We start from the raw sequence: 14,073 nt of genomic DNA on the forward strand, positions 1-14,073 counted from the left end.
TGTCATCCTTCCTTGACCAGCCGGATATACCTGGTGAACTGGGCGGCGGTGATAGACCGCCGCTGGCGCCACAGGTGGAGATGGAAGACCCAGGAGGGCCGAAGCCTCTTCGTGGCTCCGGAGAGAACCTGCTCAAGGACGGCGCCTGCCGCCGGCACGGTCGCCGCTCGTTCCGCCCATTCCGCCATGAGGAGCCAGGCGGACGGCGTGTAGGCGGGCACTCGTGCGTCTCTGCGTGCCACGGACAGGCCGCAGCTGAGTGCATTGGTCCATAGCGCCGACAGGTCGCGAACCGTCCCGTGGCGCCATAGAGGCGGGTGGGAGTCATCTTTCTGCCCGGCGGTCGCCAGGCGCACGAATGCCAGAGCGGCGGCCACTTGTTCTCCCGCATGTTCTCCGGTCGCCCAACGCGCCAGCTCCCGCAGCACGGCCGGGGCTGTCTGCGGGGTGTAGACCTCGGCTACCGAACGGGCGACGCCGTCACAGGTGTCCAAGATCACCGTCGCCGCCGCGACGGTGTGCAGAGTGCTGAGTGCCTCATCGATGTGCCGGACGCCGAGGGCGGAGCCATAGCCCATCGCCGCGGAGAGACGCTGCAGGTAGGTGCCCGTCGTCCATTCCTTCAGTCGTCCGCGCACCAGCTTCCCCACATCGGGATCGGCGAGCGCGGCTGATTCTAGAGCCCATCCGAGGACCTTCGCCCGGCCTTTCTCTCTGCTCCAGCGTGTGAAGAACTGTTTGTCGATGACTCGGAAATCGCAGGTCGCGAGCCTGCCCACCGCATAGGCCGCTTTGAGCCGGACGCGCCAGTCGTCATGGCGGACGAGATCGGCGAGCCAGTCATAGAGCGCCGGTCGGACGGCGGGTAGCTGCTCCCAGATCGTGGTCAGAAGCCGATCGGCCATGCCGGGTCTCACCTCGATGCGCTGGCCCTCCCCGCCCCGGGGCGCTGCTGTCGCGTTCAGTCCCGGATGGTTGACCCACTCGCTGAGCCGCTCCCACACCGGCAGGCCTTGGTCTTCCTCGTCCACCGAATCCCGCTGCTCGTCCTGCCTGATCCGATGGGCAAGGGACAGCGCGGCCTCGGACACGACGGCTTCGGGAAGCCCATAAAGCACCGCGCTGCTGACCAGGAAGTGTCGGCCGAGGGCCGGATCCTCCTTCTTCGGGCTCATCGACAGCTGGGAAAGCGCCGTGTAGGGCAGCTCGTTGATCATGGAGGCAAGGGATCTTCCCTGCCGGCGGCCCTCCGCGAGTTGCCGGGCCGCGTCGACGGCCTCCCACGGGCGGCACCCGACAACGTGTTCGTCGAGTGATTCCCCTGCGGTGTCGAGCTCCTGCTCGACCCCGGGGGAGAGGTGGACGAGCCAACGGCGGATGATCTCGCTTGCCGTGGGGGCTTGGTGCGTGACGACGAACTTCGTGGTCGCGCTGTCGTGCGGGACCACCGCGACGATCATGCTCCCGCTGTCGCGAGCCACGGAGCAGAGCTGGTCCAGCACCGCCTCGGGACTACGAGGCCAGGGCTCGTCCTCAACGCGCAGCACGTATCCGTTGCCGGGTCGCAGATCGTCCGACCGGAGCTTCCTCGGATCTTTGAGTCGCAGATGGTTGCAGGTAAGGCCGAGCTGTAGCAACGCGTGCAGCGCCGTGGTGCCCCGTCCGGTGTGCGGGTCACCTCTCAACAGGGCCACGGGGGCATTCGCCAGCCGGGCCACCAGCTCCCGCTGTGACGATGTCTCGATCAAGCACAAGCGGGCCTCTTCGATCCTCTCGATGGCGACGGGGAGTGTGTGGACCGGAGGTTCTTCGCCGCCGAAATACTGAATGATGTCGCGCCCGGCCCCATTGAGCGTCCCGCCCTTGTCGACCTGGTAGGTCGAGCCGCCATACCAGTTCCGGCCCACGTCGATGATCTCGGAGCGTAGTCGGCGTTCCTTCCGCTCCTGTTCGATGCGCTCGGTCAAGGGCGGCGCCGGCTGCGGAGCCTCGTCCGTCCCGGATGCGTCGTCGCCGCTCGCGGCCGCTGGGATGCGGTAAGGCATCTCTTCGGTCATGGTCGGCGCTTCCGCCTCCTCTGGTCGATGGTGAGGTCGCGGCCGGCGAAGTTGTTGCCGTCTCCTGAGACCTGATAGTCGTTGCCGCCGTACCAGTCCCCGCCGACGCTGATCCGGCGGTCGGGAGTCCCTTCTGCCTCGGTCTTCTGGTGATCGCCTTCGGCATCGAAGTCACCCAGTTGCGGGATGGCGTGCACGTTGTGTCCTGGCAGATGGACGTAGGCGATGTACTCCTGCTGTTTGACCTTGGCTTTGACGCGCCGGAACTGGTCGGCGGGCGGCCCTCCGTAACCTTGACCGACGTAGTCGTCGTAGAAGGTGTCGGAGACGATCACACCGAGGCTCGCCTTCTTGACGGCTCGCAGAGCGGCCCGCAAGGCGTCGGCGTTGACCAGTCTTCCGCTCTCCACGGCACGCCTGCCCGGCGATCCGGCGGGCCCGTCCACGTGGATCGGGCCCGCGTGGACGGCCAGGCGCAGACGCAGGTGTGGCTGCGGGGAGGTGTTGTGAGCGTCGATGGCCTGGCTCAGCGTGTCCGTGAAGGAGCCGAGCAGCCGTGCGGGGTGGACGGCGGGTGGAAGGACGACGAATTCCCCATCGCCCTGTGGCTGCCGCTTCCACTCCAGCAGGCCCAGTCCGGCCGATCCGGCGGCAAGATCCAGTAGCCGGATCATGGCCGACTGCAGCGCGTACTGTTCGGTGTTGTTGCGAGTGCTGTAGTCCTCGATGTCGTAGGTCAACATCGCTCGGTACTGCGGGGTGTCGTGCATCTCGCTCCTGTCGTCGCCGTACGACAACGTTCGCGGGCCACGTCAGAGGACGACCGGGATTTTTATGGGTTTCGCCGAACGCAATCGGCGAACTTGGCCAGCCCGTCCAAGTCCTGGATGACCACACGGCGAGGGCCGCGTAAGACCAGGCCACGCGCCGCCAGTGAGCGCAGGGCCTTCTGTGCCGTGGGTTCCTTGGCGCCGATCAGACTGCCGAGTTCCGCCCGTGTCAGGGCGACTCCGATGTCCGTGCCCTCTCGTACGGTGCGGCCGTGCGTTGTGGCGAGCGCGAGGATGATTCTGGCGAGGCAGACCTCCGCGTCGTACCCGGCGAATTCGAGGCGTCGCTGGTTGGCCCACTGCAACCGGTCGCTGAGGAGCCCGGAAAGTGCCAATGCGGCGTTCGGATGGCGCTGTAAGTAGCCGGTGAAGGCATTGCCTTTGATCGCGCACAACGTGGTACGGCCGCAGGTCGTGACGTCTGCGCTCCGCCTGCCTTCCCGGAGGATCGCCATCTCTCCGATGATGTCACCGCTGACCCGAACGGCGAGAAGCGCCTGCTCGCCGTTCTCCGCCCAGCTGGTGATCTTCACCAGTCCATGGAGAATGAGATAGACCAGCGTGCCCGGTTCGCCCTGCCGAATGAGTCGTGTGTCACCCGACACGGTGAACATGGTGCCGAGTTCGATGAGCTGGGCGGGCATTGTCCCGGGCAGTCGAGCAAGGAACGTTCCCATCGGCCACTTCGCCACCGGAAGCCTCCAGTGACCGGTTCGATTTACTCCACTCGCAATATGACACCGATCACGAGGCGAGCCAACCGCCTCGTGGACATTCCTCTATCTCGGACCTTGTGCCTGGCACGCGAGGTAGCTGAAGGTTCGGGCTTTGTCCGCTACACGCCACTCTCGACCGGCGCTCGTGGGCGCGGATTCACTGTCCGGTCGCCGTGGCGACCCCGGGGCGGTAGGGGGCGTTAGAAAAATTTTCAGAAATTTGTATCTTGATGAAGGGAACTTTCAGGGTTATGTTCATGATCGTCCCGTCCTTCTCTACAGGCGGTGAGATGTCGAGACGTTTCCCTGACGGCGGCCTTCTTCGTGCGCCGAGGTCGAACTCGGTGTCGCCGGCGTAGTCCCGCCGCACGCTCATCGACATCAGGGAACCGGGCGTTTCGCCGTAACCCCCCGTACGCACCTGTTCAGAGAGGTGAGCATGCCCGTTCCCGGCAGGCCGACCTGGCCGAAGACCCTCCGATCCGCGCTCACTGCCCTCCTGGTCACCCTCGCGGCGGCGTCGCTTCCGCAGGCGGCCTCGGCGCAGGGCTCAAGCGTCCTGGCCCTGTCCCACAAGAGCCCGTTCAACTGCGGCAAGACCTTCTACGCCAACAACTGGTCCCCCGGCCACAGCCCGTCGGGCGCCATCGACTGGCAGGACTACGGGGGCGACGACATCAACGGTGAGACCGTGCGCGCCACCGCCGCGGGCACCGCGTACTTCAACGACGCGGGGAGCACGAGCTACGGCAAGTGGGTGGAGGTCCGGCACAGCGACGGCACCAGCACCCGCTACGCCCACCTGTCCACCATGGTGAAGGCGGCCGGCGGCTCCATGAGCGTCAGCCAGGGCACCACGATCGGCACCGTCGGCTCGACGGGCGGCTCTACGGCCCCGCACCTGCACTACGAACAGCGGACCTCCGGCGGCGCGGTGGACACCAGCCCCACCGTGGAGGGCGTGACCGTGTCCCTGGGCCAGAAGAAGGCCATCACCAGCACCAACACCTGCGGCGGAAGCAGCAACCCCTACACCCCCGAGGAGGTCTGCGGCAGCGGTTACGCGGTCATCGACTCGGCGGCCCTCACCGGCGGCCGCACTTACCTGCTCTACAACTCCGGCAATGGCTACAACTGCGTCACCACGCTGAAGACCACGAACCTCGGCTCGGCGTCGGCGGTGTCGGCCTTCCTGGAGCCGCAGGGCGAGAGCCGGACCACCGACTCGGGCAGCTACGGCTACTACGCGGGCCCCGTCAAACGCGACGCGGCGGCACAGTGCGTCAGGTGGGGCGGCTCGGTCGGCAGCAGCTCCTACACCAGCCCATTCGAACACTGCGGCTGACGGCGTCGGCATCCCCGCGGACCGGCCGGTGAGAAAGCCGTTCCCGCCGGCCGATCTCGCGGGTCCGTAAACGGTCGAAGGCCACTCCCCGGTGAGGAAAGTGGCCTTCGACCGGCGATGGAGCCCCGGCGCGGGCGGTTCTCGGACGTCGCGCCAGCGGCCGACGAGGCGTGGTCAGCCCTTGCGGATCCAGAACGCCTCGATGCGGTCGTTCATGAACGACCCGACCCAGCCCTGCAGGACGCACCCGCACGGGGCGTGCAGCGACCAGGTCTGCTCGTCACCGCTCCAGTCGAGGGTCGAGGGCCAGTTGAAGCCGGTAACCACGTTGCAGTGGCTGTAGGAGTTGAAGCCCGAGATGTTGTTGGCCCAGTCGTCCTTGACGATGATGCGGTAGCCGGCGGAGTCGCACTCCCCGTAGTCGCCGAGGACGCGGGTCAGGTCGGGCGGCTGGTTGTTGGCGTTCCAGAACCACTCCATCAGCAGCACCGAGGAGTCCGAGGCGCCGGCCTGGCGCCGGGCCGTGGCCTCGTCGGCGGCGCACGACGAGGAGCGGACGGGAGACACCTGCCCCGGCGGCGCCTTTCCGACGACGACCACGCAGTGCCGGACGGGCGAGGCCGCCTCTCCCGGCGCGGACGCGACCGCCGGCGCGGCCGACGCCACCACCAGGAGCAGCGCGGTGCCGAGCGTTCGCAGGAACTTTCGCGTTCTGATCATGGTGACCCCGTTCCGTACCGAGGGGCGCCGAGCCTCCGCAGCCGAGCGGCGGCACCGGTTCCCTCGTGAGGCGATGAACAGCCTTTTGGCTGCCAGAGCCGACTATTCGCCCGCGCCCTCCTCTCCGGAAGCGATCACCCCCCGGTTTGTCGGGAATCTTGGGCTTCGCGTCTGTTGCGCCGTGTCGCCGGCCCGGCGGCTCGCCGGGATCAGGAGACGCCGACGACGGGCGCCTCCCGGGGGGAGAGGCCGTCCTGGCCGGTCACCGCGTCCGGGTTACGGGGGAGCGGGGCATCTTGGCCGGCCGGGACGTTCGCGTGCCGGGGGAGCAGGGCGTCGAACACCGCGGCGCGGTCGAAGCGCATCGCCCGGGCGCGGGCGCGATGCTCCAGGTCCTGCCGCTCGGCGGCGGACATGTCCAGGACCACCCGGTCCACCGTCGCGGCCAGGCCCGCGACGTCCCCGGCCTCGACGATGACGGCGGTGTCGCCCACCGCCTCCGACGTCCCGCCCGTCAGGGTGGTGACGATCGGCCCGCCGCCCGCCAGCATCTTCTCGGCCAGCGCGATGCCGAACGTCTCGACGAAGTCGGGCTCGGGCTTGGTGGGCAGGACGTAGGCGGCGCAGCCGCGCATGAGCAGCGGCTTCTCGTTGTCGTCGACATCGGTGAGGAAGACCACCCGCTCGTCCTGCCGGGCCATCTCCCGCACCTGCTCCAGCGCCGGTCCCGTCCCGGCGACCACCAGTTTCACCCGCGACCGGCAGCGCATCTTGCCGAAGGCGTCCAGCAGGTCGTGGATCCCCTTGGCCGCGGTCACCCGGGACAGGAACAGGATGTACCCGTCGCGCTCCAGGCCGCGGCGCGCCAGCGCTGCGTCCACCTGCGCCGGATCCAGGTCGAGGAAGGCGGCGGAGTCGATCGGCGGGTAGCTGACCGTCACGCGGCGCCGGCACTGTTCGGCGAACGTGGTGCCGCAGTGGGCGTCCACCTGCTCGGCCGAGGCGACGATCTCCTCGCGGGTGTACTCGGAGACCGCGACGACCTCGTCGCCCGCCAGGAACGTGGTGAAGAGCACGGTCGCCGCGCCGAACCGCCCTTCGCGCAGACACGACCGGATCACGTTGGTCACGTCCGACCCGACCGCCTTGGCGATGGTGTGCACGTCCGGCGCGAACCCGGCCGCCCGCGCGGCGGCGACCGCGTCCATCACCACCGTGGTGTGCGGGACGAGGTACATCGACAGGCAGGTCGTGGGGACCGGTTCGGCGAGCAGTTCGACCAGGCGGCCGGTGAGGCCGGCCTGGTGGCGGCCGTCCGGCACCCGGTAGTCCCCGACCGGCTCCGGCCGTTCCACGGTGATGCCGGGGCTGTAGGGCAGCAGCCGGTCCAGCGGCTTCAGCGGCAGCCCGGCCGCCTGCAGCGCCGGAATCGGCCAGGTCAGCAGCCGTACGTCGTCGAAGCCGCGGGTCAGCGCCACCTCGGCGAGGTTGCGGGCCTCGCCTGAGTGCCCGCAGATGACCGGGTCGGCCCTGACCACGATGACGAGACGGCGACGGGGATGGGTCATCATGCTTCCTCTGGTGTCTCGGGACGATCGGAACAGAACGGCTGGCAGATCGGGACGGGACGGGCCGGCGGATCGTCAGGGGGGCGGGACCGCGGATCGGGACGGGATGGAACGACGGATCAACTACGGGCAATCGGGCGGATCGGCTGGGAACGAACGGGCGGTTCAGCTGGGGACGGTGGGCGTATCGGCTGGGGACGGCGGGGGATCAGCCGGGCGAGGGCGGCCGATCAGAGCGGGACTCCGGGCGGATCGGACAGCGACGGCGGGCGGATCCTGCGTCCCCACGCCGACGGCTCCGGGCCCAGCCGCAGGTGCAACCGGCCGCCGCGGTGCACGGTGGCGGCGCTCAGGTGCGTCGCGTGCAGCGGTTCGCCGTTGAGGGTGGCCGACTGGACGTACTGCGGCGGCGGCTCACGATCGACGCCGTCGACGCCGATCGGCGTCTCGCGGTGCCCGCTGGTCTCGATGACGAACTCCTCGCCGCCGGCCCGGAGAACGGCCCGGGGGAACGCGGGCGCGTTGACCAGGAACAGGTTCTGCCCGGCGATCGGGAACAGCCCGAGCGACGCCCACACGTACCACGAGCTGAGGCCACCGGAGTCGTCGTTGCCCGGCAGCCCGCCGGGGCCGGTGCCGAACTGCCAGGTCAGCGCCGCGTGCACCACCTCGGCCGTGCGGTCGGGCCGGCCCGCGTAGTGGTAGGCCCATGGGGCCTCCATGTCGGGCTCGTTGTTCAACCCCTCGAACCGGTTGAGGGCGTATCCGGCCGCCATCTCGGCCGCCCGAGGGCGGCGGCCGGGCTGCGTCACGGGGGCGGCGTCGAAGCCGAAGAACCTGTCCAGCTTGCCGGCGAAGGCCGCGTCACCGCCTGCCAGGGCGATGCGCGCGGCCATGTCGTGCAGCAGCCGGAAGGAGTAGTTCCACTTGCCGCCCTCGTAGAACTCCGAGTCGCGCAGCAGTCCGGTGCTGGAGTCGAAGGCGTTGGACCACTGGCGGCCGCGGTCCTCCAGGTCCTCGGCCAGGCGCCGGTCGTTCAGCGCCCGGGCGACCTGCGCCGTGCAGTGGTGGGCGTAGGCCAGGTCCAGGGTGTGGGTGATCGGGTGCACCACCCCGTGCTCGAAGAAGTCCTCGCCGTACAGCCGGCGCAGGTCGTCGACCATGTGCACCAGCGCCCAGTTCCAGTCCAGGCCCGTGCGGCCCAGAGCGTGGGCGTCCGCCAGCGCGGTGTGCGCGAGCGCGCTGGCCTGGCGGAAGAACCGGTCGGCGCCGCGGGCCATCCGGTACCCGATCGGGAAGTTGCCCTCCTCCTCGCACACCCGGATCAGCGACTCCAGCAGGTCCATGGCCCGGTCCGGCGCGATCACCGCGAGCAGCGGCAGCTGCGTCTTGTAGATGTCCCACATGGTGCACACGTCGAACGCGTACGGCCCAGGAGTCGGCCAGAACGGGCTCTCGTCGTCGGCGAAGCACGGCTTGATCAACGAATGGTAGAGCGCCGTCGCGAACACGGTGCGGCGCGCCGGCGTGCCCCCCTCGACCTGGACCCGGTCGAGGTGATCGCCCCAGCGGGCCCGAGTGCGCGAACGCACCTCGTCGAACGCCGGCCGCCCGTGCCCGCACTCGCGCTCCAGGTTCTCCCGCGCCTGGTCGCATCCGCGCAGCGAGAACCCCAGCCGCACCTCGATGGTCTGCCCCGCCGCGGCCGGGCCCATGAACAGCATGCCGAAGGGCCGCAGCGTGGTGTGCCGGATGCTGTCGAAGTCCAGGCGGGTGCCGCCGTCGATGAGCCGCCGGTCGTACCAGAGCATCTGCCGCCAGCCCGGACTGTCCACCTCCAGGTGCACCGACAGCGGGACGCCCTCCATCACGACCGTGCCCTGCGCCCGGCCGTGGCCGATGCTCTCGACCTGCGCCCGCAACGGCACGGTGCGGCCCAGCTCGATGGCCAGGCCGCCGCAGGACAGGTCGACCACGACGCGGGCGCTGCGGTGCTCGGGGAAGGTGTACCGGTGCACGGCCACCTTGGCCCCCACGGTGAGCTCGCAGCGCACCCCGGTGTCCAGGGTGGCCGCGTAGTACCCGGCCTCCGCCACCTCCTCGCGCAGCCCCCACGCCTCGCCGAGCGCGTCCAGCGGCTGCACCATCGGCGTGACCCGGACGTAGTTGTAGTACTTGCGGATCGCCCCGGTGCCCGACTGCTGGAAGTGGGTGAACCCGGACGCCTCCAGCCGCTCGAACATCTCCTCGGGGACGCCCTCGGTGTTCTTCGCGTATCGCCCGTACCCGGTCGGATACGCGCCGGAGTAGGCGCAGGCCGACACCATGCCGAGCGGCGAGGTGGCCCCCGGGTGGGTGTTGCCCACCTGCGGTTTCGGCCACCACCAAGTAGCGGCCAGACCGTGCCCTCGAGGCAGGTCGGTCGCCGCGGTGCCGATGAAGGGGTCGATGTCGTCGAGGATGGCCGGACTCTATCCGGCCATCCCCCACCTGCGGGTTTCGCGGAGATGAACTGCTTGTTCCAGACGTGTCAACCTGATCGCGGCGGCGCCCTCAGAAGCGGTACGACCCCACGATGGCCGCCGAGGTCCGTGCGAGGGTGCCGGGAACCACTCGCTCGCCGATGCCTCGCTGGAATGCCTTGAACGCGGCGGAGTCCGCCAGCGGCTCGCGGTCGTCCTCACTGACCACGATGTGGACGAAGCCGACCCCGTCGCCGAGCCGGAACGCGGCGTAGCGCAGCCCGCCCGGATCGTCGTGCGCGAGCTCGGACATGACGTCCTCGACCAGCCGCTGGTTCTCGTCGGCCGATTCGGGACGGGTCTCGTACCGTACGATCACTACCTTGCTCATCGTGCCTCCCATGTGCTGAAGATGGATTTTCGCTTCGCGTGGACCTGTCGGCGCCATGACGGCGTCCGGGCCGCCTATCCGGCGGCGTCGAGCCGCGTCGCGCGGCGCACGGTGCGGGCGAGTGCGAGCCCGCCGATGACGCCGACGAGGCTCAGCACCGCCATCCAGTCCGCCGACGCGGACATCGCGTGCGCCGACACGTGCTCCCGCAACGGCGGAAGCGACGGTAACGGCGTGGCCTGGGAAAGGTAGACGGCGCCGAACACGGCGACGCCGACGACCTGCCCGAGTTGCATCGTGGTGGTGAGCAGTCCGCTCGCGTCCGCCGCCCTGGCGGGCGGCACGTGGACCAGTGCCTGGGAGAGCAGCGGGCTGAGGGTCAGGCCCATCCCGGCCCCGCAGACGACCAGAGCCGTCCACATCAGCGGGCCGCCCTGAGTACCGTCCCGGAACCCGGCGGCGATACCCAGGTAGGCGACAGCGGAGATCACCATGCCGGCCGGCGACAGGAGGTGGTGGACGCGTGCGGGCAGCCTCCGCCAGAAGAAGCCGGCCACCCCGAACACCCCCGCGAGCGGGGCGAAGGTCAGCCCGGCACGCAGCGCGCCGTCGCCCAGCCCCTGCTGCAAGTGCAGCGCGAGGGTGAACATCAGACCGCCGTAGGCGACCTGCATGCAGATCAGGGCGCCGATCCCCGGCACCGTCCCCGGGGCCCGCAGCACCGCCAGGTCGAGCAACGGGTCGCCTCCGCGGGCCGCGACACCCCGTTCGACCAGGACGAAGACCCCGGCCAGCACGATGCCGGCGGCGACGCACCCGAACGTCCAGGCAGGCCGGCCGGTTTCGTGCCCGAGCACCAGCGGCAGCACGACCAGGACCACCGCCGGCACCGCGACGACCAGACCGGCGAAGTCGAGCCGCCGGGTACCGCGCGGCTCGTCCGCCGGCACCAGCCGGGGGACCAGCGCCACCAGCAGGATCCCCAGGGGCACGTTGACCAGGAAGACCGGCCGCCACGAGGCGCTCGCCAGGTTCGCCTCGACCAGCACGCCGCCCAGGACCAGCCCCGCCAGGGCCCCCACCGACAGGACGACCCCGTAGGCCGACAGCGCCCTGGCCCGCGCCGCGCCCTGGAACCGCATCTGGATGACGCTCATGATCTGCGGCACCATCACCGCCGCTCCGGCCCCCTGTACGGAACGGGCGACGACCAGCGTCGTACTGTCCGGCGCGATACCGCAGATCAGAGAGGCCAGGGTGAAGACGATGGCGCCGAGCAGATACATTCGCCGCCGGCCATGGAGATCACCGAGCCGGGCTCCGGTGATCAGCAGCATCGCGTACGCGACCGTGTACCCGCCGGCCACCAGTTGCAGGGACGCTCCGGAGGCGTGCAGATCCGCCCCGATCGACGGCAGTGCCACGTTGACGATGGTGACGTCGAGCAGGCCCATGAACTGACCGAGCAACAACACGGCCAGCATCAGCCAGAGCCGCCCTCCCCGCCGATCCGCCGAGCCTGCCGGCCTGGTCCTGACGTCCGGACTGACCATGTCGGTTCCTTTCGGCACCTTCGCCGCCCGGGAAGGGGAGCGTCGATGCGATAGCGCTGAGCCGTGCCGAGCCGAGGTCGTCCAGCACGACACCTCTCCGGACCACGGCGACATCCCGGCCGCGCGCGACCTGGGACGATCGTGCGCGGTCACCGGTACAGATCCGGCCGGCCACCGGAACTCATCGGCCGGTCATCCGGACCCTCAGGTACGCGGTGGTGCCGCGCAGGTACGCGGTGGTGCCGCGGGCCGGTCCCGCCTGGACGCGCCACGGCGGCGACCGATGATTTCCGGCCCCTGCCGGGATCTGTACCGGTGAAGGGTGACGCGGGTGCGACACACTTGTCCGACGACGGTTGGGAGAAGGCGATGGACCGCGTGGAGCCGATGACCTCGGGCGGCGAGGACTTCGCCCGTCTCACCGACCCGTTCCGTCACGAACTGCTGGCCTACTGCTATCGCATGTCCGGTTCGGTGCACGATGCCGAGGACCTCGTGCAGGAGACCCTGCTCCGTGCGTGGCGTTCGTACTCCGGCTTCCAGGGCCGGGCGTCGCTGCGTACCTGGCTGTACCGGATCGCGACCAACGTGTGCCTGAGAGCGCTCGAGAACCGCGGCCGGCGCCCGCTCCCGTCCGGCTTGAACGGCCCGGCCGAAGATCCGGACACGCCTGTGGCCATGGCGTCGCCCGAAGTGGCGTGGTTGCAGCCGATGCCCGACGTGCTGTTCGTCACCGCGGCACCCGACCCCGCCTCGGTCGTCGCCGCCCGCGCCGGGATGCGCCTGGCCCTGATCGCCGCCCTTCAGTACCTCCCCGCCAGGCAACGCGCCGTGCTGATCCTGCGCGACGTGCTGGAGTGGCGGGCTTCCGAGGTCGCCGAGCTCTTCGAGGTCTCGGTCGCGGCGGTCAACAGCCTGCTGCAACGCGCCCGGGTACGCCTCGAACAGGACACCCCGGGCGAGGACGAGCTCTTCGAGCCGACCGACCCCGGCCGGCGCGCGCTGCTCGACCGGTACGCCACCGCGTTCCAGAACGCCGACGTCGCCGAGCTCATGCGACTCCTCACGGCCGACGCGGTGTTCGAGATGCCCCCGATCCCCACCTGGTTCACCGGCCGCCGGACGATCGGGCGCTTTCTGGCCTCCCGGGTTCCCGCGACGCCCGCCGACCTCCGTATGATCCCTGCCGCCGCCAACGGCCAGCCGGCGCTCGCCACCTACCGGCGCCACGATGACGGCCTGCACCACGCGCACTCGATCCAGGTCTTCACCCTCGCCGCGGAACACATCGCCCGAGTGGCCTCTTTTCATGACCTAACCCTGTTCGCGACGTTCGGCCTGCCCGTCACATTGCCCGAAGCGGGTCCTGTCGCGCCGACCGGGGCCGGGAACCGGACGAGCAGCCGCCCGGTGCGGCCGTGCGTCATCGCTTCGTCAGAGCGCCGACGCTGAGCAGGAAGTCTCCGCCGTTCTCGTCGGCTCCGGCCATGACCGACGCCTGGCGCCGGCCGTCGCTCGCGATCGCCCAGAAGGTGAGCTTGGCCGTACCCTTGGCGGTCCGGCAGGTCTGGACGGCCGGGTCGAGTTCAGCCGTGTTGCCGCGCGCGGTCAGCGTCCAGCGGCACCCGTCGGCGGTGCGGGCCGTCACGGTGTTCCTTCGGCCGCTCGTGAACGTGACGAGCCCCTGCTGCGGCGTCTGCACGGATCGCACCTGGCCGCCGGGGTCGGTGTAGCGCGTGGTGAGGACATTCACGCGCGACTGCGGGTCGGACGCGTCGTACTGCCAGGATCCCGGGAAGACCTTCCGCGCCTGCGCCCACGCGTGGCCCCCGACCTTGGTGCGGCTGCCCTGGTCGAGGCGGAACTCGTAGTCGCCGGTGGGCTGGTGGCTGACGGCCACGATGGTCTCCCGCTCACGGTCCCCGGACAGGGTGACCGACCACTTGGTGATGGTGTACGCCGAGCCGATGACGTGGTTGAAGCAGTACTGGGACGGGGAGTCGAGCTCCAGCGAGGTGGGGAGCACCGCGAACCTCCACGTGCACCCCTGGTCGGTGTGGCCCGTGATCCTGCCGCCGGCCGCCTCGGAGAACACGATGGTCCCGATCTGCGGGACCTGGATCGGCGGGCCCGGACGGCAGGTCGTGCTCGTGTCCGGGCAGCTGATGACCGCGATGTTCCGCATGCTCTCGCGTACGGGCTGGTCGTAGTTCCACGTTCCCAGGTACTCGCGCCCGCTCCGCGCCTGCGCCTGCGCCGGCCCGGGCGCCGCCACGCCGATCGCGGTCCATGCCGCCAAGCCCAGGGCCATCAGCGGTGCCAGGGCGGTGAAACGCCTGATGAGCATGAATTCCTCCTCTGTGTTCGTGGCTGCCGTGTTCGGGGCTGCCCAGGAACCTACGACCGGCCGGTGATGTGCTTCGTCGCCCCT

Annotated in this window: 12 protein-coding genes; 2 read left to right on the plus strand and 10 right to left on the minus strand. The window is 69.8% G+C overall.

All coding sequences use genetic code 11. From position 1 onward, the window contains the following. Nucleotides 1–2: 2 nt before the first annotated feature. The 4 genes from ACWEN6_RS19005 to ACWEN6_RS19020 all read right to left on the minus strand — a co-directional run bounded on the left by ACWEN6_RS19005 (nt 3) and on the right by ACWEN6_RS19020 (nt 3,979). The gene (locus ACWEN6_RS19005) at nt 3–2,057 is read right to left on the minus strand and encodes a hypothetical protein (protein WP_452571369.1); all 2,055 of its coding nucleotides are present in this window, start codon (nt 2,055–2,057) and stop codon (nt 3–5) included. After that, nucleotides 2,054–2,827 carry a hypothetical protein gene (locus ACWEN6_RS19010; protein ID WP_452571370.1) on the minus strand — a complete coding sequence of 258 codons (774 nt, stop codon included), beginning with the start codon at nt 2,825–2,827 and terminating at the stop codon, nt 2,054–2,056. Before ACWEN6_RS19010 ends, ACWEN6_RS19005 begins: the two co-directional genes overlap by 4 nt. A 62-nt stretch (nt 2,828–2,889) precedes the next feature. Next, nucleotides 2,890–3,531 (minus strand): Crp/Fnr family transcriptional regulator, encoded by a 642-nt coding sequence (locus ACWEN6_RS19015; protein WP_452571371.1) that lies wholly within the window; start codon nt 3,529–3,531, stop codon nt 2,890–2,892. A 229-nt stretch (nt 3,532–3,760) separates the two neighbouring features. Next, nucleotides 3,761–3,979, minus strand: coding sequence for a hypothetical protein (locus tag ACWEN6_RS19020; RefSeq protein ID WP_452571372.1), 219 nt, complete (start codon nt 3,977–3,979; stop codon nt 3,761–3,763). Nucleotides 3,980–4,042: 63 nt separating this feature from the next. On the opposite strand from ACWEN6_RS19020, the gene ACWEN6_RS19025 reads away from it, so the two are divergent. Further along, nucleotides 4,043–4,948, plus strand: coding sequence for a M23 family metallopeptidase (locus ACWEN6_RS19025; RefSeq protein WP_452571430.1), 906 nt, complete (start codon nt 4,043–4,045; stop codon nt 4,946–4,948). Between the two features lie 174 nt (nt 4,949–5,122). On the opposite strand, the gene ACWEN6_RS19030 is transcribed toward ACWEN6_RS19025, so the two are convergent. From ACWEN6_RS19030 to ACWEN6_RS19050, 5 genes are all read right to left on the minus strand, one after another. Beyond that, nucleotides 5,123–5,668, minus strand: a complete 546-nt coding sequence (locus ACWEN6_RS19030; protein ID WP_452571373.1) for a hypothetical protein — start codon at nt 5,666–5,668, stop codon at nt 5,123–5,125. Nucleotides 5,669–5,877: 209 nt separating this feature from the next. Further along, nucleotides 5,878–7,236: a glycosyltransferase gene (locus tag ACWEN6_RS19035; RefSeq protein ID WP_452571374.1), complete on the minus strand. Its 1,359-nt coding sequence runs from the start codon at nt 7,234–7,236 to the stop codon at nt 5,878–5,880. A gap of 230 nt (nt 7,237–7,466) precedes the next feature. Beyond that, nucleotides 7,467–9,698 (minus strand): glycoside hydrolase domain-containing protein, encoded by a 2,232-nt coding sequence (locus ACWEN6_RS19040; protein WP_452571432.1) that lies wholly within the window; start codon nt 9,696–9,698, stop codon nt 7,467–7,469. A gap of 91 nt (nt 9,699–9,789) precedes the next feature. Then, nucleotides 9,790–10,089 carry an antibiotic biosynthesis monooxygenase gene (locus ACWEN6_RS19045; protein WP_452571375.1) on the minus strand — a complete coding sequence of 100 codons (300 nt, stop codon included), beginning with the start codon at nt 10,087–10,089 and terminating at the stop codon, nt 9,790–9,792. A gap of 74 nt (nt 10,090–10,163) precedes the next feature. Continuing rightward, complete coding sequence (locus tag ACWEN6_RS19050; RefSeq protein WP_452571377.1) at nt 10,164–11,642, minus strand: MFS transporter; 1,479 nt, start codon at nt 11,640–11,642, stop codon at nt 10,164–10,166. 369 nt (nt 11,643–12,011) lie between these two features. Here ACWEN6_RS19050 and ACWEN6_RS19055 point away from each other — a divergent pair, with 369 nt between their 5' ends. After that, complete coding sequence (locus ACWEN6_RS19055; protein ID WP_452571434.1) at nt 12,012–13,094, plus strand: sigma-70 family RNA polymerase sigma factor; 1,083 nt, start codon at nt 12,012–12,014, stop codon at nt 13,092–13,094. On the opposite strand, the gene ACWEN6_RS19060 is transcribed toward ACWEN6_RS19055, so the two are convergent. Further along, nucleotides 13,066–13,989, minus strand: a complete 924-nt coding sequence (locus ACWEN6_RS19060) for a hypothetical protein (protein WP_452571379.1) — start codon at nt 13,987–13,989, stop codon at nt 13,066–13,068. The two genes, ACWEN6_RS19055 and ACWEN6_RS19060, sit on opposite strands and share 29 nt — an antisense overlap. Nucleotides 13,990–14,073 lie beyond the last annotated feature (84 nt).

The sequence above is a fragment of the Sphaerisporangium sp. NPDC004334 genome (assembly GCF_053602655.1).

Coding starts and splice junctions, on each gene's coding strand:
- ACWEN6_RS19050 (WP_452571377.1), bottom strand. CDS start 11,642: ATGGTCAGTCCGGACGTCAGGACCAGGCCGGCAGGCTCGGCGGATCGG.
- ACWEN6_RS19030 (WP_452571373.1), bottom strand. CDS start 5,668: ATGATCAGAACGCGAAAGTTCCTGCGAACGCTCGGCACCGCGCTGCTC.
- ACWEN6_RS19020 (WP_452571372.1), bottom strand. CDS start 3,979: ATGAGCGTGCGGCGGGACTACGCCGGCGACACCGAGTTCGACCTCGGC.
- ACWEN6_RS19025 (WP_452571430.1), top strand. CDS start 4,043: ATGCCCGTTCCCGGCAGGCCGACCTGGCCGAAGACCCTCCGATCCGCG.
- ACWEN6_RS19015 (WP_452571371.1), bottom strand. CDS start 3,531: ATGCCCGCCCAGCTCATCGAACTCGGCACCATGTTCACCGTGTCGGGT.
- ACWEN6_RS19035 (WP_452571374.1), bottom strand. CDS start 7,236: ATGACCCATCCCCGTCGCCGTCTCGTCATCGTGGTCAGGGCCGACCCG.
- ACWEN6_RS19060 (WP_452571379.1), bottom strand. CDS start 13,989: ATGCTCATCAGGCGTTTCACCGCCCTGGCACCGCTGATGGCCCTGGGC.
- ACWEN6_RS19055 (WP_452571434.1), top strand. CDS start 12,012: ATGGACCGCGTGGAGCCGATGACCTCGGGCGGCGAGGACTTCGCCCGT.
- ACWEN6_RS19045 (WP_452571375.1), bottom strand. CDS start 10,089: ATGAGCAAGGTAGTGATCGTACGGTACGAGACCCGTCCCGAATCGGCC.
- ACWEN6_RS19010 (WP_452571370.1), bottom strand. CDS start 2,827: ATGCACGACACCCCGCAGTACCGAGCGATGTTGACCTACGACATCGAG.
- ACWEN6_RS19005 (WP_452571369.1), bottom strand. CDS start 2,057: ATGACCGAAGAGATGCCTTACCGCATCCCAGCGGCCGCGAGCGGCGAC.